The organism is Candidatus Cryosericum septentrionale, assembly GCF_003570995.1.
GTDB lineage: Bacteria > Caldisericota > Caldisericia > Cryosericales > Cryosericaceae > Cryosericum > Cryosericum septentrionale.
This window is the reverse complement of record NZ_QXIY01000032.1, coordinates 1-18,485: the sequence shown is the minus strand read 5'-3', so window position 1 is coordinate 18,485 and position 18,485 is coordinate 1. Positions and strand designations below refer to the sequence as shown.

The following is an 18,485-nucleotide window of genomic DNA, read 5'->3' as shown; positions in this document are numbered from 1 at the left end:
GTGTGGAAGATATCACGTGGAAAAGGGGAGGCTGACGCCGGGAAGCAGTTTCTTGAGGGCGCGTACAAATGTCTTGAACTCGTCGGTCGCGCTCGACTGACCAGAGGCAGTGACGCGCTTCGCACCAGTATCCAGTGCGATTCGCCAGAGCACAGGCCGGCCAGCCGGCTGCATGCTGTCCCAGTTCCAGACGTTCGCCTTGTCGGCGGCACGCCAGAAACGCTTCCATGCTTCAAGGGATGGTTGAAACGCGAGCTGAGGCTCTGAGCCTGCGCGCGCGTACAACGTTCCCCCCTCCCAGTGGACCGTTACGGTCCGCGAGGTGCCACAGCCGAGCGCCACTTCCACAGTGACAGGCTCAGCCGGCTCGATAGCAACAGTCATACAATCCTCCCTGCGGCCAAAACGCTGTCCCACGGCAGCGGACGGCCACACGCACGACTTGGGGGTGCGATCGCCCGTGCACTCGGCAGCTCAGGAGCCCCTTTCAGGACTCGCAGACGCCCGTGCACCTTTGCTAGTATAACGGATTTGTGGCGCGACAACAGGCACGTTCCCTCACATGCTGCGTAGTCACGGCCGGGAAAGGAAGTCGCCCGGCAGGGCAGCCGGGCGATGTGGAGGGAGGAGAAGAGAGGAAGGTGGTCTGGGCCTTCGTTGTGTGGTCCTGTCGGCGCCTCTGAGGTCCAGCCCTTGCCGGCCGGGCTCTCAGGCTTCTGTTGCCACCTGTGCTACACGTCTCTCGAAACATCCGTACATGCTCATCTTCATCCTCTGACCTGTCATTCCCGCGTATTCGGGGATCCAGTCCTGTTCGTGCATCCGTCATTCCCGCGCAGGCGGGAATCCAGCGTTGTCTTCGGGGTCTGTTGTTGGGGTAGCTGCCAACTATAGCTGGAGTCGTTATCTCGACGCCAGCAGCCCGCTCAACTTCTATGGAGAAGCTCTTGCACCTTTCCCAGCAACTGGTCCAGGTCGTATGGCTTGCCCAGGAACCCCTGGACACTGTTCTCCTCGAGCATCTGCTTGACGGCGCCGTTGGAGGTGTACCCGGAGTTCAGCAGGATGGGGGCCGTGGGGTCCAGGGCACGGATGGCCCGCACGATTTCGCTGGTCGTCATACCCGGCATGGTCATGTCCAGCAGGATGAGCCCGATGCCCACAGGGTGATCCCGCAGGACGTTCAAGGCCGATGCTCCGTCCAGTGCTGTCAGAACCGTATACCCGCTTCTGCTCAGGAGAGCCTGAGTGACCGTGCGCACGACCGGCTCGTCTTCGACCACCAGGACCGTTCCCCCATGTACGTTCACAGAGAGGGGACTGGGAGTGAAGGAGTGCATGGGTTCTTCCAGGCATCGAGGGAGGTAGATGTCGAAGGTGGTCCCGACACCTTCCGTGGATACTGCCGTGATCCAGCCGTCGGCCTGCTTGACGGCACCGTAGACGACGGAGAGCCCCAGCCCCGTCCCGGATCCTATTGGTTTTGTCGTGTAGAAGGGTTCAAAGAGATGCTGCATGACTTCCGAAGACATCCCGGGACCCGTGTCTGTGACGCTGAGATGGATGAACTCACCCGTGCGCGCATAGAAGTGTTCGTGGACATAGGCTGTGTCGATGGTCACGTTCCTGGTGCGTATCGTCAGCGTTCCTTTGCCCTTCATGGCATCGCGTGCGTTCACGGCCAGGTTCAGCAGAATCTGGGTCAACTGCGACCGGTCCAGCAGGACGGTCCAGGCTGGCTGCTCGACATCGCGGATGATGTCCATGGTGGCTGGCAGTGACTGTTTCAGGATGGTCAGCGTGGTGTCGACGGCTTCTGCCATGTCAAGGGGCACCGCTGAGACCATAGCCCTGCGGCTGAAGGTTAGCAGTCCTTTCGTGAGGTCAGCTGCCTGACGGGCGGCGGTCTCGGCTGCGGCCAAGTTTTCCAGCAACGGGTCGGCTGGGGGCAGGCTGCCGCGCATGAGGGCGATGTTGCCCAGGATGCCGGTCAGCAGGTTGTTGAAGTCGTGCGCCACCCCTCCTGCCAGTGTCCCGATGGCCTCTATCTTCTGGGACTGACGGAGTTGAGCCTCGGCCTGCTTGCGCTCGGTGATGTCGCGGTAGATGGCGTAAAGCGCCTCCGGCTTCCCTGCGACCAGAATAGATGCGCCGATGAGGGACACATCAACGAGGGTGCCGTCCTTCCTGCACCGCACCGTTTCCAGAAGGTTTTTCCCGCCTTGAACGGTAGACCTTGTTAGCGCCCTGGCTTCTTCCTGGCGCGCGGGAGGAGCCACCAGGTCGTCGAGACATTGTCCGACGACCTCATCAACCCCATAGCCAAACATGCGCACGAACTCGGCATTCACCCGCATGATCCTGCCTTGGGTATCGGCGATCGCAATGCCTTCCGGGGCTGTCTCCACCAGTTGGTCGAAAAACGCTCGTTCCCGCTGAGTCTCTTCTTCCGCCTGCTTACGCTCGGTGATGTCCCTGACGACATGTACCAACCCGATGCACTGGTGGTGAGTGTCAAACCTTGGTATGGCCCGGATTTCCAGATGCCTGTTCAGGTGGGGTTCAAAGAATTCAGAGGAGCACGGCTGCTCGGTCACGAGACTTCTGCAACTGGGACATCCTTCAGGCGGCTTTTCCGTGCCGTGGTAACACATGAAGCATTTCGCGTTTGTGAGATTGCCCGAGAGAGGCAGCTGCAGCATCCGACGCGCACTGCTGTTCGCACGGACAATGTTGAAATTCTTGTCATGAATGGTCACCATGTCTGTCAGGGCGTCGAAGGTGCTTTCCCAGTCGTCTCTTGCCTGCAGTAGCGCCTCCTCCGCCTGCTTGCGGTCTGTGATATCTCTGCTGACGCCCAGAGTTCCTGCTACCGAACCGTCCGGCGCGCGCAGGACGACCTTCTTGGTCAGAAAAGTGCGGAGCTTGCCATCATCACCCACAGCAGTGAACTCGCCCTCGCTCGCACCTGTCTCGATGGCAACACGGTCATCGGCCACATACACCGCTGCTTTTTCGGGCGGAAAGCACTCGGCATCCGTCTTGCCGATGATGTTGCCTTCAGCGCTTGGGTCAACGTGAAAGTACGTCTTGCTAGCCGCGACATACCGTCCTGACGGATCCTTGATCCACATTGGGTCTGGCGAAGCCTCCAAAAACTGACTCCACTGCAGCTGTGCGACCTGTAGCTTGTCCTCCGCCTGCTTGCGCTCGGTGATGTCGCGGTAGAGCAATTGATATTGCTTTTTACCGTTCCAAAGCTGCCCTTTGCGGGAGACCAGAAGATGCCGGACCTCGCCGTTTTTCCTCACGACGTTGACTTCATATTCCGAAGGAGAATCCTCGCCCTGCTGTCTTCTCTCATATCTCTTCTTGAATTCGATATAGCTCTCAGACGTGTACCGCTTTTCCACGGGTGTTGTTCTCAATTCCTCAAGGCTGCTGAACCCATAGATATCCAGGATCGCCCGGTTGGCATACATTGTCTCGCCTTCCGCAGTAACTATGCGCACGCCGAGCGGAGAGTCATCCAGAAAGTGCCGGAAGTTCTCCTCGCTCTCCCGCAGCGCCTCCTCCGCCTGCTTGCGGTCGGTGATGTCGGTGATGTTGCCGACGACGCGGGTCGGGTGGCCGTCCTTCAGCTCGGGTCGCCCCATCGTCCTGACCCATCGGTGGTTGCCCTTGGCAGTCATGAACTGAAGCTCCAGGTCATAGGACTCGCCGACGGTGACCGCTCGATCAAAGGCCTCCTCTATCCGCGCCTGGTCGTCTCTCAGATAGAAGTGGATGTCGTTTGCGATGTCGTTGGGGTCATAGTCTGGCGGCAGCTCGTGGATACGGTACACCTCGTCGGTCCACGTGAGATGCCGCGTCTGGATGTCATACTCCCAGCCGCCGACGCGGGAGACCTCCTGGACTTCGTTGAGCAGTGCCTCGCTCCTGGCCAGTGCCTCCTCCGCCTGCTTCTGCACTATGGGAGCCTCACGTGAATGAATTTCCTTGTCAGTCATGGTCTCCCGTTTGCCTGTGTCCGAGTTACGTTTGGTCATGTTCTCCAGGCGCCTGGTTGAACGATGCCCAGACCATCGTCAGCAGCAGCGCGGCGTTGTTGATGGGCGCAATGAAGGATTCAGTGGACACGGGTCGCCTCGCAACCACGGTTGGCTATGCCGGCCTCGCCGCGCACTATCGACGACCGTTTTCTGAACGTTCTGCCCATTCGCAGCTCCTGAACTCTCGTTGACTTCGTCGAATGGCAGTTCTCTTGCCACACGCGCGAAAAGTGGGGGACTCGCACGATACTGCTCTCAGGATACTCGTGGCACAGAGCGGGTCAAGTGCCGCAATGCGCGCGCCACTCCGTCATTTCCGCGCAGGCGGGAATCCAGCTTTGGCGTTGGGTTCAGTCTGTCAGCCCAGCAACCTCGCCCGGCACGATGTCCATGATGACCTCTTGCACCATGCGCGCGCCATGACGCACACCCCGGCGTCGGCCGACTTCGCGGAACCCGGCCCTGCGGTACGCGGCGACGGCCCGCTCGTTGAAGTCGTAGGCATTCAGGATGACATTGCTCAGCCCCAGGACATCGAAGGCGTACCGCGCCAGCAGGGCGACGGTCTCGGTTGCATACCCGCGGTTCCAGCAGTCCTTCTCGCCGATGATGATTCCCAGTTCGGCTGTGCCTGCCGCGTGGTCGATATCGAACAGTACACAGTCCCCTACTAGGCGCATGCCGTTTACCTCATGGATGTCGAAGTTCACACTGCCCCCACCGGCCTTGGCGACGTTGTTGTCATACCACTCGTATTGCTTCTCGATGGACACGCACGCCCCGGTGTCGGTCAGCCCAGCGTTGACTTCGGGGTCGCAGATCCACTTCCAGTACGTCGGCACGTTCTCCCGCTGCTGCGGGGTCAGTACGACTTTTGTGCCTTTGACGATGACGGGGACGTCACTCATCAGTTTGTCCTTTGGCTGCATCATGCGTGGATGCCAAACATGGCCTGCATCAGGCGGCCGAACGCATAGGAAGCGGCGGCGGCGGCAAGGCCGGTGATGACCATCTCGCGGATCTTGCGGCGGAAGGCGTTGCTGCCGGCCGTCAGGGTGATGATGCTGCCGACAGTGGCAAGGGCAAGCCCTGCGAACAGGACGCTGAGGATCAGCGCCGTGAACGAATTCCGCGCGAAGAAGTAGGGGAGGACGGGGAACAGCAGTCCGATGGTGTAGGCAGCGCCGGTGAACAGGGCGCTACGGATCTCGTTGACGGAAGTGTTCTCGGTGAGGAGCCCGATCATCGCCTCTTTGTTCGATGCCAGCTTGCCGGTGACCTCGTCGGTCAAGTCGGAGGGTATCCCGGATTGGGTAAGCTTCTTGGCCAGTTCTGCCTGTGCCCGTCTGGGCGCGACACTGAAGAGGATGTCGGTCTTGCGCCGGATACCTTCGTTGACTTGGCGCTGACTGCGGACCGAGGCCCAGGTCGCAAAAGCGATGGACAGCGCGCCAGCGAGGCCGACGACGAGGCCGTTGACGCCGACGGTCTGCGGACGCATCGGGTAGAGGGCCGAGAGACCGGTGACCGCGCCAAGCAGTTCGACGAGACCGTCGTTCATGCCCATCACGAAATCGCGGACGTTGTCCTTGGGCAGTGCGTTGAACTGCGATTTCAGCTCTTCCTCATGGCCCAGCTCGTCCCCGATGATGCGCGTGATATCGGTCTTCTCGGCTTCTTCCAGGACTGCGGACTTCAGGAAGTCATAGTACGAGTCGACGGTGGTCGCCTCGGTGATTTCGAGGAGGGACAGGTAGTGTCGTGTCCCGAGTATCCGGCGCAGGAGTCGTGCCCAGGCGAACGAGAACCACGACGGCTCGGCGGTGGTGATGCCGCGCTTGAGAAGGAACGCGCGCCAGAAGGCTATGTGGAGGTTCTCGACCCGAGCCAGTTCCGCAAAGCGCGCCCGGAGGGCAGGGTCCTTCTCGGACCCGGCCAGGTAGGCATATAGGCGCGATGCACCCCGCTCGTCGGCGTAGAAGCTCATCGCTTTGGCTGTTTCATTGATCATGGAAGACTCCTTTCAGACTCGCTGACATTGTGAAGACCATTGTGCCTGGCACTAAGGGCGTTCACAATTCAGCGGCGGAATGTATGCCGGAGGACAATTGCCTGCTGGGGACACATCTCGTGACAGCAGTAGCAAAGCACGCAGGTCCTCCGGTTGAACTGCGGGTACGGTGCAAGCCTGATTGCCTTCGCAGGGCACCGCTGGGCGCAGATGCGGCACTTGACGCATTTCGACGTGTCGACCATGGGGATGGGTCGGTTGGAGGCGCCTACGATGCGCTGGAACGTTGCTGCGATCGACACCACCGCACCACCCATGTAGCTGCGGGGCCTCGCGAATGCCGGCTGGATGGGCGTGAGGTCGCCGACTGCGAGTGTACCGTCAGGGGCAGGAACGACATGCGACAGCGGCGTGAGTTCCCAGTCGATACCCATCATGCGACACATGGCCCAGTCCGCGAGGACAGGATCGTCCGCGACGACGACGGCCCGCAAGTGTCTGGGCCTTCCTGCCGAGGGTCCCTCGCCGTCCATACCGAGGATGCCGTCCATGACGACCCGTTCATGCACTGGGAGGGCGGTATGGAGGTCCAGGAGGCACCTGGCAAACTCGTCGCCGGACGGAATCATGTGGAGACCGGTGCGCTCAGCCTTGGGCGTGAGCCCGAACAGGTTCTTGACGGCACCCGTGACCAGCGTCAATGAATGAGTTTTTGCCTTGGGCAGGTTGAAGAGGACCTTGGACTGCCACAGCAGGTCGGGCAGGGTGATAGGCCGGGGGCTCCGTGGGTGCTCGAGATGGACGTGCCTGAACCCGTACTGGTCCAGGTGGCAGATGGTGACCCGATCGTCGCCGGCGTATTCCTCGAGGCCAAAGTCAGCTGCCAGGCGTTCGCTGGGGACATGGTTGCCCGGAATGTCGCCAACGATGACGCGCAGCCCGTGTCCGAGCAGAAACCGGATGAAGGCATGAATAAAGTGAGGGTTGGTCGCCAGCGCTCGCTCAGGTTCTGCTTCCTGTAGGATGTTTGGCTTGACGAGGACCGTGTCGCCGGGAACGAGCCCGCCCAGAAGGAACTCCTGGCGGCTTGCGAACACGTCACTTAATCGCCCTTCGTCATAGTCGTCGACCCGGTCGATCCATGCCTGCATATGTTCCTCCTGTCGTGTATCAACAGGATAGCCGCAGTAGCCCGTGACTCAAGCCTGTTCCTGTGCAGGGACGGGCTTGAGAACAGCCCTGAGCGCGTGGCGTGTCGGCAGGAGGAAGGCCAGTACTACCAGGACGGCCGCAACGCCGAGCAGCAGGTGATACGCCGACGTGATGCTGGTGTGCTGCGCCCACTGACCCAGGATAATGACGACAATGCCGCCGATGCCCCAGGAAAGGCCCATGATAGACGCGGAGACGAGGCAGCGGTGATTTGTGACCAGTTCGTGCGCGAAGACGATGTTGGAGCTCAATGTGAAGCAGCTGAAAAAACACATGGCTGGGAACCAGACGATGCTGGTCGAACCGGTCAGGACGAACATCAGGAGGGTCACGGCCATGCCTGTCGCCCCGATAATGTTGATCGCCCTGCGCCCGATGTGGTCGGAGAGTTCGGCCCCGATGACATTGCCGACCGCGCCTACCAGTGAACCAAGAGCAAGGTAGACACCGGCTTTGCCCGGCTGGAACCCGAGTCCCTGGAACAGCAGGGGCAGCAGGATGGTGACGCCGTTGTAGACCATCGCGTTCAGCGTGGAGTTGGCGAATAGCATGAGGTACCCTTTGAACGCAGGACTGTCTGTCATGCGACCACCGTTGCTGTTTCGTACAGCTATTGTGGGGTTTTCTTGGCGTGGGAGCGCGAACACCTGGAAGAAAGCCAGCGCGATACTCGGGATGGCTAGGATCCAGAAGCGCTCGAGGTGCAGCAATCCAAAGAGAGGGATGATAGTCAGCGAACCAACAAAGGAGCCCATGGACCCGCCGAAGTTGAAGATGGACATGAACCGGCCCCTATTCGTCGAGGACAGCTGACTCGTACCGGCGGCCCCCTGTGGATGAAACATCGCAAGCGACAGAGCTATGGCGGTGAAGATGAGCAGGAGCCAGCCAAAACTGCGGGCGAAAGGCAGTAGTGCCAGCGAAACGGCGGCGAGGATGGAAGAGGTGACGACAAGCGCGTTGGCATGCCGCATGCGGTCGGACAGCAGGCCGAAGATCGTCTGGACAAGGCCCGAGACGATGGGGAGACTGGCACCAAGTGCGGCGGCGGCCCCGAGAGAGAAACCCAGACGGGTGCGGAAGATAGGAACGAGAGGGGGAAGGAAGGCGGCGTACCATTCGACGAGGAAGTGACCACCAGAGATTGCAAGCAGTGCTTTTCGTATGCGGCTCATCGTTCGGCTCTCTCCTGGGACATGCGAAAAAGGCAACCTCGAAGCGAGCAGACGAGTCCGCCATGAACGCAAGCAATGTTCCGCGCGAGGCTACCTTCTTCTGTTATTAGTATAGCAAACCTTTGAACTATGTCAACTTCCGAAATACTTCAGGCTGCATGCCGCTTCCGGACATTGGTGATGCAATGTGTGGCGTCCAGACTTCTGCCCGGAGGTTCCACGGTGGGCGTGGCAGTTCGGCGTTGACGATCCCAGTTGCCTGGGTCACTCATTCGCGACGAACCTGTCTCCGGCAATCCCTTTGAGTAATCGGCGCAGTTCGCGTGGGTCCGTGTGACCGTCGACCTGCAGGGAGATCTCTCCAGTCGTCGTCGTGAGCATGAGCTTGTGGGGAGGTTCTCCGGGGGTGCGTGGACCGAAGCGGCCCGGCGGCGGGGTGTTCTCGACAAGAGTGACCTCCTCGAGGTCGGCATAGCCCAGCGTACGCGCTGTCGGCAGTTCCACATGGACATCGGCGAGCGTCATCCCGGGATACCCGTCAATGAGCGCGAACGGCGCCTGGGCGGCGTACCACATCTGCTGAAAACGGCTTGCCCCCTGGGTTTTTGCGTCAGCTGTTCTCGCCTCACGAATCTTGCGGACTTTCGCCTGGTCGAACGGGGCAAGCACCACAAACGAGCGAGTCAACAGCATAGTCAGCTCGATGGACTTGAAGGCGCCCTGCCGCTCGACCGCCTGAGAGGCGAGGAGGACGGTCTCTACTTCAGGGGTATTCATCAGAACCTCAGGTCCAGGACGAGCACGAGGGCGGAGACGAGAATCATGAGTACCGAATACGGGACGGCAGAGACGGACTCTTGCGCGCGACTCGCTGATTTCCAGCTGATGTAGAAGACAAGGAACAGCGCAGGGATGAGCAGGCCCCAGTAGTCAGTACGCGAACCAAAGCTCCAGAACAGGGCCCCCATGACAGCCGTACAGACGGCAGCGACAATTGTCACCAGCAGTTCACTGACCCATCGCTTGCTCATGTTGACCCCCTCTCACCTATGTCGCCGGAACGTATGCGCACTGTCAGGATAGTCCAAGGCGGCGCACGGTCAATGAGTGGTGACCTCTGATCGGGAAACGGAGACGAGATGACAGGCGTCTCCTGCGCTCCGCAGGACGTGTAACGTTTGCGCGCGGCGACCATAGACAAGGTGTGGAGGTGGTGGCGATGGAATTGGTCCTTGTACCGTTTGGCATTGTTGTCGCGGCGCCTCTCGTGGTGGGAGCAGTCACGGGGGCTACGTTCAAGTTCGTGTGGATTGTGCTCAGGTTCATCTTCGTGCTGTGTTTCTGGTGGCTGCTCCTGCTTATCGGCGGGGTCGCCCTGCTGAGGTCGATCCTGCATTGACCGGGGCATCGTTCACACCTGTACCGAGTCAACACTGCAAATGCTGTCAAAATGCAGCAAGCGGTCTCCTTCTCCTTGATATCTTTACAAAAGACCATTGACGGATGTCAAATGCCCTCTACTCTTAGCTTATCAAAGTAAGGGGGAACCGTGATGAAAAAGATGACCAACAGCAAGCGTATGGAACTAGTTCTGGCGGAGCTGCGCAACTACTGGGAGACTGAAGATCCGCGTCGAGTTGGTGGACTGACCGCGTCTCAGCTCTCGTTGCTGCTGTCGCTTTCTGAGCATCCTGGATGCCGCGTGCAGGACACTGCCGAACGGCTCGATTTGACTGCTCCGACCATCAGCATTGGAGTCCGCAGACTGGAGAACCTGGGGCTGGTGCAGCGCGGCGCCGATCCTAATGATCAGCGTGCCGTGTGCCTGTATCTGTCCCCGCAGGGCAGAAAAATCGCTTCCAAGGCACGTTCTCTGCGCGCAGCCAAGTTGGAGACGATGCTCGGTGCGCTGGCAGTAGATGAGCAGGAGGCTCTTCTCGAGATGCTGGAGAGGGTGATTCCACATATCGATTGAAGGCACGTTACTGTAGCCTGTTGATAAGAACAAGGAGGTTACCGTGAATGCACGCCCAATAATGCCTGGCATCACCCTCATGGGAGCGGTTGACTGGGACCGCAGGCTGTTCGACTCGCTGATCCCGCTGCCTGAAGGGACCAGTTACAACGCGTATCTGGTGCGGGGCAGTGAGAAGACCGCGCTGGTCGACACTGTCGATCCGGCCAAGGTTGACGTCCTGATGGCTCAGCTCGACACTGTCCAGCGCCTGGATTACCTTGTTGCACAGCATGCCGAACAGGACCACAGCGGCTCCATCCCTGCCGTCCTTGCCCGGTATCCTGGGGCTGTGCTGGTAACGAATCCGAAGGCAAAGGAGTTGCTGCAGGAACACTTGGATATCCCGGACGATCGGTTCAAAACCGTCGCCGACGGCGAGACTCTGTCGTTAGGCAACAAGACCCTGCGGTTCATCTACCTGCCATGGGTCCATTGGCCCGAAACGATGGGTACGTACATCGAGGAAGACCACGTCCTATTCTCGTGCGACTTTCTTGGCTCGCACCGGGCGCAGTCGGGCGTGTTCGCCGAGCGCCACATCGTCATGCACGGCGCCAAGCGCTACTACGCCGAGATCATGATGCCGTTCCGCAGCTTCGTCATCAAGAATCTGGACAAGTTGGCCGGCATGCAGATCGACATGGTCTGCCCAAGCCATGGTCCTATCTACAAGGACCCGACGTTCATCATGGATGCCTATCGCGAGTGGGCAGGCGACCCTCCGCACAACAAGGTTGTCATCCCCTTCATCTCGATGCATGGGAGCACGCTGAAGATGGTCGATCGCCTCACGGCGGCCTTGGCCGACCGGGGGGTCACCGTCGAGAGGTTCGACCTGACGACCTCCGACCTCGGCGAGATCGCCATGTCCCTCGTGGACGCTGCGACCATCGTCATTGGCACCCCTGCCGTGCTGACGGGTCCGCATCCCAAGACCATCGAGATCGCGTACCTGGCTGGAGCTCTTCGTCCCAAGACGCAATTTGTGTCCATCGTCGGGTCGTTCGGGTGGGGTCAACGCATCGTCGACATCCTTGGCGGACTCATCGCGCCGCTGAAGGCCGAACTCCTCACACCCGTCCTCGCTAAAGGCGAGCCTCGTGCCGCCGACATGCAGGCTATCGATGTGTTGGCGGACACGATTGCCGCCAGGCATCGCGAAGCGGGCCTTCACTGAACCACGCACGTTCTTCGTACAACGAACCCCCGGCCGTAAGGCCGGGGGTTCTGTCTTTATATCACCTGTCGGGGTGACAGGCGTCCAACAACGCGAAGGGCTATTGCAAGATGTTCAGAGGTTGCTACGGGTTGCTTGTCTTCACCGGTATCCACGTCGCTCCACTATCCGTTGTCGTGAAGATCTTGCCGTTCTCGTCCAGGCCCCAACCGGTCGTGGCATCGATGAAAGAATAGGTTCTGACATCCGGATTGTTCGAAGCAGGACCCAACGTCCAGGTGCCGCCACCGTCGGTAGTGCGGTACGACTGCATCACGTGTTTGCCGTCCTGCACAAAATCCAGCATGACAACACCAGTCTTCTTCTGTTCTCCAAAGAACACGGGAGGATACGCGTCGGCGTAATAATCATTCGCAGGGGACAAGCTCTCATATGCAGCAGGAACAGGCAAGGACCATAGTTTCCACGTTACACCACCGTCCGTCGTTTTAAACATCAGCACAAACGTGTATGCACTATAGGAGCACGTCACAAATCCGGTTTCAGGCGTGGAGAACGTCATGCCAGTCGGATAGCCCGCTACTCCGTTCAGCGTTCCAGTTGCATCCGTTATGCCTGTGATGTCCCCGACGAAGGAGAAGGTCTTGCCACCGTCGGTCGTCCGGTACAGTGATTTTGCCATCTGTCCAGCCCCGGGTGTCCCCGTGATCATGAGGTAACCGTTTGACGCGTCAGCGAAGCTAATCTTGACGCCGCCGATGTCGTCCTTCTCCCAAGGCAGCATGGTCGTGATCGTTGTTCTGTTCCATGTCGAGCCCTTGTCGCTTGTATGGTAGACCACAATCTGCGGGTGGTTGGCGGTGCCGGCATTGGTTGCGACGAACGCCGTCTGCCCGTCAAAAAAGCAGGTACCAATCGTTGGGGGGGCCTGTACAGGGAGGGGCGCCTGAAAGATGGAAACGTCGGCCCACGCAGCTCCACCGTCCACGGTCCTGAGTATCTGGCCGTTCTTGGTCAATGCCCAGCCGGTCCTGCTGTCTATCAATGTGATCTGCGAAAGGTCCTGCGGCTGCGTCATGATGGGCTGTTGATCCGACCTGGCAAGGATTACCGCGATCCCTGCTGCCACCACCAGTACAGCAACTGCGGAGACAATAGCCGCAGTCCTTGTTCTCCTATTGAGCATAACCGCCTCCAAGCGTCTGTTGGGAGTTTCTCTAGATGGTGTCGGTCACCGGACATGCCATATGAACCCATCCATACGGCCTATCTCTACCTAAGACGTCGCATCACCTCACGAAGTTCCCGACCAACCACACGATATGGGGGGATAGCAGTCTCCGCAGGCACGACAACCGGGACACAGGGTCGTTGTACTAGAGCAGACGCTGGTCCAGTTACGTGGCCTTTGCCTGGTTTGCGACAGCAGCGGCAGCTCGTGCAGCAGCCTCAGGGTCGCCGAGGTAGGTGTGGCTGATAGGCTTGAGGTGCTCGTCCAGCTCGTACACGAGCGGGATGCCCGTCGGGATGTTCAGATCGACGATGTCGTCATCGCTGATGCCATCGAGGTACTTCACAAGGGCGCGGATCGAGTTGCCATGGGCGACGACGATAACCTTCCGACTGGCCTTCAGTGAAGGCGCGATCGTCTCTTCCCAGTACGGGATGAACCGTGCGACGGTGTCCTTGAGACACTCGGTCAGCGGCAGATCGTCTTCGGGCACGTCGGCATAACGGGGATCGTGTCCCGGCCAGCGGTCATCGGTTTTCAGCAGAGCGGGCGGCTGCGTGCTATAGCTGCGCCGCCACAGTTTGACCTGGGCGTCACCATATTCCTGTGCCGTCTCAGCCTTGTTGAGTCCCTGCAGGGCCCCGTAGTGACGTTCGTTGAGCCGCCAGCTGCGGACCTGAGGGATCCACATGAGGTCCATCTCGTCGAGGGCGATCCACAGCGTACGGATGGCCCGCTTGAGGACCGAAATGTATGCCAGGTCGAAGGTGAACCCGCTCTCCTTCAGGAGCTTGCCCGCGTCGTGTGCCTCGACGATTCCCTTCTCGGACAGGTCGACGTCGGTCCAGCCAGTAAACCGGTTCTCTTTGTTCCACGTGCTTTCACCGTGCCGGAGCAGTACTATTTTGTACATGTGTCTCCTCCTCGGAAGGTTGATTCTCCTTCAGCATAGCGGAAGCAACGAGGACATCGTGAAACCTCTGTGGAGGGGCGCGGATCCCGTCAGTGGTCCGCAATCAAGCGCTCGAGGCGTCCGCGCGCGAGAAGGAGCGGGATGACCACGATCTGCACGACGATGCCGGGAAGGCTGGCGACGATGCTGGCAAGGACGTAAGCGACAGGTTCAGGCTTCAGGCCGATGGATGGTCCCAGCAGGGCGACTGCCAGGCCCAATGCGATTCTACCCGCGGCCATGGCAAGAAGGAGCGACCACAGTGGCGCGAGTCTCCAGTGACGATGGGCAACCCCGGCGACCAGACTGTAGACGGCCAGCTCGACGACCATGGGTGGCAGGATGGCGACCGGAGCCATGCCCGTCAGGAGCGTGCTGAGCACGGGGGTGGTGACGCCGAGGAATGCCCCTGCAACGGGGCCCAGCAACAGTCCACCCAGCAGGACGGCATAGTGCATCGGCAGGAACATCTGGCCGCCCGCCGCTCCGAACAGGGAGTGAAAAATCATGGGCAGCAGCAATCCCACCGCCAGCAACAGGCCGGTCGTCGTCAGGGTTCGCACAGGGAAGCGTCGTGTCATTCGTACCTCGATGTTCAACAGGATGGGTGCCTCTCACTATAAGAACAGCCCCCGCAACTGTCAACCCGTGTCTTGGATCCTGTAACGCTGCGGACAGTCCTCATTTGCGCTACAGGAGGCACTGGATTCCCAAAGGAAAGCCCGGCCGCACAGCAGCCGGGCGGAGGAACGGATACGTCTAGTGTTCTAGCGGCGCTGGGTGATGTCGTCCTGGGAGTCGACCTGCTGGACAGGGGGTTGCGGCGGAACAGGCGTGCTCTGCGGGCGCGACGGAGGCGGGGAAACCTGTTTGCGGCCGCCGTTCATCGACATGATATACAGGGCTGCTCCACCGGCGATCAGGAGGACGGGCACAACGATACGGCTCGCCGTACCAAGATGGAACCCTCCGAGCCCGAGGACTACTTCGAAGAAGAGACCGAAGGCGACAAACAGAACGAACGCAGTCTGCATGGTCTTCTCACCCCTCTGGACCTCTGTCACGTCGCCGGCGCGCTTGCCCCACAGGTACTGACCAAGACCAATACTGCCCGGAAACAGGAGAGCCCACGCATATGCCCAGCTCTGCCATTGCCCTGTGATGTCCTGGACGAAGAGGATAATGCCTGTTACCGCAACGATGCTGCCAAAGGTGACCAGGCCTTTACTGCTACGCTGTGTATCGCGGAAGCCGAGTGCCATGATGAGTCCGCCGGGGACGATGATCCAGAAGGGCCACAGCCAGGCTCCCAGGTCGATGTGGATGAATCTGGCGACCAGGATCCAGGCGCCCACGGCCAGAAGCAAGAGTCCAAGGGTTCTCGTGTTGCGTTCGTGCTGTTCATTGTTGTTCATCTCGTACCCCCTTGTGCAGGCTGCAAGAAGACCTGGGCTCAGGCCCGTCATGACGGGTGAGCTGGTTCATGCACCGTTCACTTCGTATACGGTAAGGAGGCTGGTCAGGTTACGACGGGGTTTCCGCCTGCGCTGCCACAAGGGCTGAAGGCGAGATGAGGAGTGACACGACCAAGTGAACTGTTTTGCATTGCCTCAGTGGTATTGACGTGTTTTTCTTGGAATTGTATACTTCTTACTGGCAAGATAGGATATGCCAGAATTGTGTATGGAGGTCATCAGTGCTTACAGGTAAGGTGAAGTGGTTCAACGCAGAGAAGGGCTATGGCTTCATCAGTCGTAATGACGGCGAGAAGGACGTTTTTGTCCACTACAGCGCAATCATCGGCTCTGGCTTCAAGTCCCTCAAGGAGGGTGACCTTGTGGAGTTCGAGGTTGTGCAGGGCGACAAGGGCCCGCAGGCGAAGGACGTCCAGGCTAAGGCCTAATCACTGGCACCTAAACCCAATCGAGTCCCCGGCTTACGCCGGGGACTTTTCTTGGTTGTCCACCATAGATATTCCCGCCGTCGTTCCTGCGTTCACGGAAATAACACACGAGAAGGCAATGCGAGTATATAATGAATTTACATATTGCAACGCGGCACTTGTATCGGGGAAGATACTCCATATACTGCTTTATGGCAAGATAGTACATGCCAAGTTTTATGGAGGTTTCAGTGCTTACAGGCAAAGTCAAGTGGTTCAACGCAGAGAAGGGTTATGGTTTCATTACTCGTGATGACGGCGACAAGGACGTTTTCGTCCACTACAGCGCCATCCTCGGTTCAGGTTTCAAGTCGCTGAAGGAAGGCGACGCGGTCGAATTTGAAGTCGTGCAAGGCGACAAGGGTCCGCAGGCCAAGGACGTCACGATCAAGTAGTTCTCCCCCTATACTGAACCCAATCAGCCCCCAGCGTAGGCTGGGGGCTTTCGTTTGTCCTACCCTCTTGACTATGACGCAACGTCATGGTATGTGCTGCCATGACAGCGGAAAGGAGCAGAGATGACCTATATGATCGGGAAGGTAACACACATGGCCCACGTGGGTGATTCTCGCTTCAGTGCGACATATGACAAGGTGTGGCCCGGACTGGCGACGTTCTTCCGTGACGCCATGAAGGTTTACTGTACGGCCAACGGCGCGTAGGATCGACGAAGCACTGGACCAATAACAATCGCCCCGGCTGTATGCCGGGGCGATTGTTGCTCCAATGAAAGAGTAAGCTAGATGAAGAAGTTGATATGACCCTGGTCAGCGTCGCCCAGCATGGTCGCCACACCGCCTTCTTCAATGCCGTCGATGAGCTCTTCGCGGTGGATCCCCATGAGGTTCATCGACATGGTGCACGCGATGAATGTGCCGCCGCCATCGAGGACAGACCGCATCATTGCCTCGACAGGTGTCACGTTGTACTTCTTCATGAGGCTCAGGATCATGCGGGTGCCCATGCCCATCATGTGCATCTTACTCAGGATGAGGTGCGTGGCGCCACGCGGCATCATCATGCCAAACATCCGTTCGATGAATGTCTTCTTGATGCGCACGTTCTCATCTTTGCGCAGGACGTTCAGGCCCCAGAAGGTGAAGAACATGCTGATCTTCTTGCCCATGGCCTGAGCGCCGTTCGCGATGATGAACGCCGCGATGACCTTGTCCAGGTCGTTGCTGAACACGATGATGGTCGCGTGGTCGTCCGCCTTGCCCGGGACGACGACTCCTGCTGTGGCAGCTGCCTGAAGAGGCTTCCGCAGTGTCGCGGTGACCAGTTTCCCGCGCTGGCGGTCCACCACTTCCAGACCCTGTGCCTGGGCAAAGGCTGCAACGTCGGCGTAGAACCCGGGGTCCGAAGCCGTGACCTTGATCAGGTCACCGGGCCCTGTCTGTGCCAGGGCTTCCTTCAGTTTGAGCAGCGGTCCTGGGCACTGAAGGCCACAGGCATCGATCTCGACGGTTTTGGCGGAAACTGGAGCGCGTGGCGCCGGCAATTCCGCCTTCGTGACACACGGCCCGCTGGTGCAGGTCTGCTGATCGTCCGCCTCGCGTTCGGGCCGCGTCGGCTGTTCCTCAACACCATGTGTCACAGAAGCCTCCCAGCTTGTATAGCCACCGGTCAGGTTGGCAACCTGGAACCCGTTCTGGGCCAGGATCCTCTGTGCAACGTACCCACGCAGGCCTGCCTTGCAGTAGGTAAGGATGATCTTTGCTCCCGCGGGCAACTCGCCGATACGGTTGCGCAGTTCGGGAAGTGGAATGGTCAGCGCGCCGGGGATGATGCCACAGGACGTCTCTTCCGGTTCACGCACGTCCAGGAGAACGGCTCCCTTGGCGAGTTCCTCGGCCAGATGGTCAGGTGTCACGACGGGTGCCAGGTTCTCGAGGTCGTTCTGAGCAACAAAGCCCGCCATGTTCACTGGATCCTTGGCACTGCCATAGGGTGGAGCATAAGCAAGCTCGAGGTCGGTGAGGTCGTCGACGGTAGCACCCAGACGCATGGCTGTGGCCAGGACGTCGATGCGTTTGTCCACGCCGTCGTAGCCGGCGGCCTGAGCGCCGAACAACTTGCCCTCGGGGCTGTAGAGCAGTTTGATATGGACCGGCGTGCTTCCCGGGTAGTATCCAGCGTGCGAACCCGGGTGGATGGTGACAGACCGGAAGGGGATGCCCAGTTTCGTCAACAGAGCCGCACTGGCGCCGGTGGCGCCTGCTGCCAGGTCGAAGACTTTGACGATCGACGTGCCCTGTGTTCCTTTGTAGATATCATCTCTGCCGATGATGTTGTTGGCAGCGATGCGTGCCTGCCGGTTCGCCGGGCCTGCCAGCGGGATGAGCGCCTTGCTCTTCGTGACGAAGTGTTCGACCTCGATGACGTCACCGATGGCATAGATATCGGGGTCACTGGTGCGGAGGTGCTCGTCCACCAGGACGCCGTGGGAGGTGCCGATCGTAAGTCCAGCGTGTTCGGCTGTCTGCGTGTTTGGTCGTACGCCGATGGCGAGGATGACCATATCTGCTGCAAGCTGTGTCCCGCTGGTCAGGGTTACCGTCAGTGTGCTGTCCACGTTCTTCGCAAACGACTTGACTCCATCACCCAGGTGCAGGTCGACACCATGCATCTGCAGTTCCTGATGAGCGTAGGCAGCGATGTCGGGGTCGAGGAACGCCAGTACCTGCGGCAGCATCTCGACCAGTGCGACGTCGAC

Annotated in this window: 19 protein-coding genes; 6 read left to right on the top strand and 13 right to left on the bottom strand. The window is 59.5% G+C overall.

The window, feature by feature from the left end; genetic code table 11:
- Positions 1-12: 12 nt before the first annotated feature.
- The 8 genes from SMC1_RS10640 to SMC1_RS07310 all read right to left on the bottom strand — a co-directional run bounded on the left by SMC1_RS10640 (position 13) and on the right by SMC1_RS07310 (position 9,481).
- Positions 13-384 (bottom strand): hypothetical protein, encoded by a 372-nt coding sequence (locus tag SMC1_RS10640; protein ID WP_165849312.1) that lies wholly within the window; start codon positions 382-384, stop codon positions 13-15.
- A 542-nt stretch (positions 385-926) separates the two neighbouring features.
- Positions 927-4,010 (bottom strand): PAS domain-containing sensor histidine kinase, encoded by a 3,084-nt coding sequence (locus SMC1_RS07340; protein ID WP_165849311.1) that lies wholly within the window; start codon positions 4,008-4,010, stop codon positions 927-929.
- A gap of 392 nt (positions 4,011-4,402) precedes the next feature.
- Complete coding sequence (locus SMC1_RS07335) at positions 4,403-4,960, bottom strand: GNAT family N-acetyltransferase (RefSeq protein WP_207799353.1); 558 nt, start codon at positions 4,958-4,960, stop codon at positions 4,403-4,405.
- Positions 4,961-4,980: 20 nt separating this feature from the next.
- Positions 4,981-6,063, bottom strand: coding sequence for a VIT1/CCC1 transporter family protein (locus SMC1_RS07330; protein ID WP_119086129.1), 1,083 nt, complete (start codon positions 6,061-6,063; stop codon positions 4,981-4,983).
- Positions 6,064-6,131: 68 nt separating this feature from the next.
- Complete coding sequence (locus tag SMC1_RS07325; RefSeq protein WP_119086128.1) at positions 6,132-7,214, bottom strand: DUF362 domain-containing protein; 1,083 nt, start codon at positions 7,212-7,214, stop codon at positions 6,132-6,134.
- Between the two features lie 48 nt (positions 7,215-7,262).
- On the bottom strand, positions 7,263-8,450 hold the full coding sequence (locus tag SMC1_RS07320) for an MFS transporter (RefSeq protein ID WP_119086127.1): 1,188 nt from the start codon (positions 8,448-8,450) through the stop codon (positions 7,263-7,265).
- A 264-nt stretch (positions 8,451-8,714) separates the two neighbouring features.
- Positions 8,715-9,227 (bottom strand): hypothetical protein, encoded by a 513-nt coding sequence (locus SMC1_RS07315; RefSeq protein ID WP_119086126.1) that lies wholly within the window; start codon positions 9,225-9,227, stop codon positions 8,715-8,717.
- On the bottom strand, positions 9,227-9,481 hold the full coding sequence (locus SMC1_RS07310) for a hypothetical protein (RefSeq protein WP_119086125.1): 255 nt from the start codon (positions 9,479-9,481) through the stop codon (positions 9,227-9,229). Before SMC1_RS07310 ends, SMC1_RS07315 begins: the two co-directional genes overlap by 1 nt.
- Before the next feature lie 188 nt (positions 9,482-9,669).
- Here SMC1_RS07310 and SMC1_RS07305 point away from each other — a divergent pair, with 188 nt between their 5' ends.
- The 3 genes from SMC1_RS07305 (at position 9,670) to SMC1_RS07295 (ending at position 11,644) form a co-directional block, all read left to right on the top strand.
- Positions 9,670-9,849 carry a hypothetical protein gene (locus tag SMC1_RS07305; RefSeq protein WP_119086124.1) on the top strand — a complete coding sequence of 60 codons (180 nt, stop codon included), beginning with the start codon at positions 9,670-9,672 and terminating at the stop codon, positions 9,847-9,849.
- A 153-nt stretch (positions 9,850-10,002) separates the two neighbouring features.
- Positions 10,003-10,425: a MarR family winged helix-turn-helix transcriptional regulator gene (locus tag SMC1_RS07300; protein WP_119086123.1), complete on the top strand. Its 423-nt coding sequence runs from the start codon at positions 10,003-10,005 to the stop codon at positions 10,423-10,425.
- Positions 10,426-10,468: 43 nt separating this feature from the next.
- The gene (locus SMC1_RS07295) at positions 10,469-11,644 is read left to right on the top strand and encodes an FprA family A-type flavoprotein (RefSeq protein ID WP_207799352.1); all 1,176 of its coding nucleotides are present in this window, start codon (positions 10,469-10,471) and stop codon (positions 11,642-11,644) included.
- Between the two features lie 124 nt (positions 11,645-11,768).
- Here the strand turns inward: SMC1_RS07295 and SMC1_RS07290 are convergent, their stop codons facing one another.
- The 4 genes from SMC1_RS07290 to SMC1_RS07275 all read right to left on the bottom strand — a co-directional run bounded on the left by SMC1_RS07290 (position 11,769) and on the right by SMC1_RS07275 (position 15,242).
- Complete coding sequence (locus SMC1_RS07290) at positions 11,769-12,830, bottom strand: WD40/YVTN/BNR-like repeat-containing protein (protein WP_119086121.1); 1,062 nt, start codon at positions 12,828-12,830, stop codon at positions 11,769-11,771.
- Between the two features lie 211 nt (positions 12,831-13,041).
- The gene (gpmA, locus tag SMC1_RS07285; RefSeq protein ID WP_119086120.1) at positions 13,042-13,788 is read right to left on the bottom strand and encodes a 2,3-diphosphoglycerate-dependent phosphoglycerate mutase; all 747 of its coding nucleotides are present in this window, start codon (positions 13,786-13,788) and stop codon (positions 13,042-13,044) included.
- Between the two features lie 89 nt (positions 13,789-13,877).
- Positions 13,878-14,408, bottom strand: coding sequence for an ECF transporter S component (locus tag SMC1_RS07280; RefSeq protein ID WP_119086119.1), 531 nt, complete (start codon positions 14,406-14,408; stop codon positions 13,878-13,880).
- Positions 14,409-14,594: 186 nt separating this feature from the next.
- Complete coding sequence (locus SMC1_RS07275) at positions 14,595-15,242, bottom strand: hypothetical protein (protein ID WP_119086118.1); 648 nt, start codon at positions 15,240-15,242, stop codon at positions 14,595-14,597.
- Positions 15,243-15,523: 281 nt separating this feature from the next.
- Here SMC1_RS07275 and SMC1_RS07270 point away from each other — a divergent pair, with 281 nt between their 5' ends.
- The 3 genes from SMC1_RS07270 to SMC1_RS07260 all read left to right on the top strand — a co-directional run bounded on the left by SMC1_RS07270 (position 15,524) and on the right by SMC1_RS07260 (position 16,431).
- A complete protein-coding gene (locus SMC1_RS07270; RefSeq protein ID WP_119086117.1) occupies positions 15,524-15,730 on the top strand; it encodes a cold-shock protein in 207 nt (68 codons plus the stop codon).
- A gap of 230 nt (positions 15,731-15,960) precedes the next feature.
- Positions 15,961-16,164: a cold shock domain-containing protein gene (locus SMC1_RS07265; protein WP_207798757.1), complete on the top strand. Its 204-nt coding sequence runs from the start codon at positions 15,961-15,963 to the stop codon at positions 16,162-16,164.
- Positions 16,165-16,287: 123 nt separating this feature from the next.
- Complete coding sequence (locus SMC1_RS07260; protein WP_119086116.1) at positions 16,288-16,431, top strand: TipAS antibiotic-recognition domain-containing protein; 144 nt, start codon at positions 16,288-16,290, stop codon at positions 16,429-16,431.
- Positions 16,432-16,508: 77 nt separating this feature from the next.
- Here the strand turns inward: SMC1_RS07260 and SMC1_RS07255 are convergent.
- On the bottom strand, positions 16,509-18,485 hold a 1,977-nt coding region (locus SMC1_RS07255), incomplete at its 5' end, for a DsrE/DsrF/DrsH-like family protein (protein WP_119086115.1).

What these genes read in the sequence shown, in the direction of transcription:
- SMC1_RS10640 (WP_165849312.1), bottom strand. Translation starts at nt 384, where the DNA reads ATGACTGTTGCTATCGAGCCGGCTGAGCCTGTCACTGTGGAAGTGGCG.
- SMC1_RS07340 (WP_165849311.1), bottom strand. Translation starts at nt 4,010, where the DNA reads ATGACTGACAAGGAAATTCATTCACGTGAGGCTCCCATAGTGCAGAAG.
- SMC1_RS07335 (WP_207799353.1), bottom strand. Translation starts at nt 4,960, where the DNA reads ATGAGTGACGTCCCCGTCATCGTCAAAGGCACAAAAGTCGTACTGACC.
- SMC1_RS07330 (WP_119086129.1), bottom strand. Translation starts at nt 6,063, where the DNA reads ATGATCAATGAAACAGCCAAAGCGATGAGCTTCTACGCCGACGAGCGG.
- SMC1_RS07325 (WP_119086128.1), bottom strand. Translation starts at nt 7,214, where the DNA reads ATGCAGGCATGGATCGACCGGGTCGACGACTATGACGAAGGGCGATTA.
- SMC1_RS07320 (WP_119086127.1), bottom strand. Translation starts at nt 8,450, where the DNA reads ATGAGCCGCATACGAAAAGCACTGCTTGCAATCTCTGGTGGTCACTTC.
- SMC1_RS07315 (WP_119086126.1), bottom strand. Translation starts at nt 9,227, where the DNA reads ATGAATACCCCTGAAGTAGAGACCGTCCTCCTCGCCTCTCAGGCGGTC.
- SMC1_RS07310 (WP_119086125.1), bottom strand. Translation starts at nt 9,481, where the DNA reads ATGAGCAAGCGATGGGTCAGTGAACTGCTGGTGACAATTGTCGCTGCC.
- SMC1_RS07305 (WP_119086124.1), top strand. Translation starts at nt 9,670, where the DNA reads ATGGAATTGGTCCTTGTACCGTTTGGCATTGTTGTCGCGGCGCCTCTC.
- SMC1_RS07300 (WP_119086123.1), top strand. Translation starts at nt 10,003, where the DNA reads ATGAAAAAGATGACCAACAGCAAGCGTATGGAACTAGTTCTGGCGGAG.
- SMC1_RS07290 (WP_119086121.1), bottom strand. Translation starts at nt 12,830, where the DNA reads ATGCTCAATAGGAGAACAAGGACTGCGGCTATTGTCTCCGCAGTTGCT.
- gpmA (WP_119086120.1), bottom strand. Translation starts at nt 13,788, where the DNA reads ATGTACAAAATAGTACTGCTCCGGCACGGTGAAAGCACGTGGAACAAA.
- SMC1_RS07280 (WP_119086119.1), bottom strand. Translation starts at nt 14,408, where the DNA reads ATGACACGACGCTTCCCTGTGCGAACCCTGACGACGACCGGCCTGTTG.
- SMC1_RS07275 (WP_119086118.1), bottom strand. Translation starts at nt 15,242, where the DNA reads ATGAACAACAATGAACAGCACGAACGCAACACGAGAACCCTTGGACTC.
- SMC1_RS07260 (WP_119086116.1), top strand. Translation starts at nt 16,288, where the DNA reads ATGACCTATATGATCGGGAAGGTAACACACATGGCCCACGTGGGTGAT.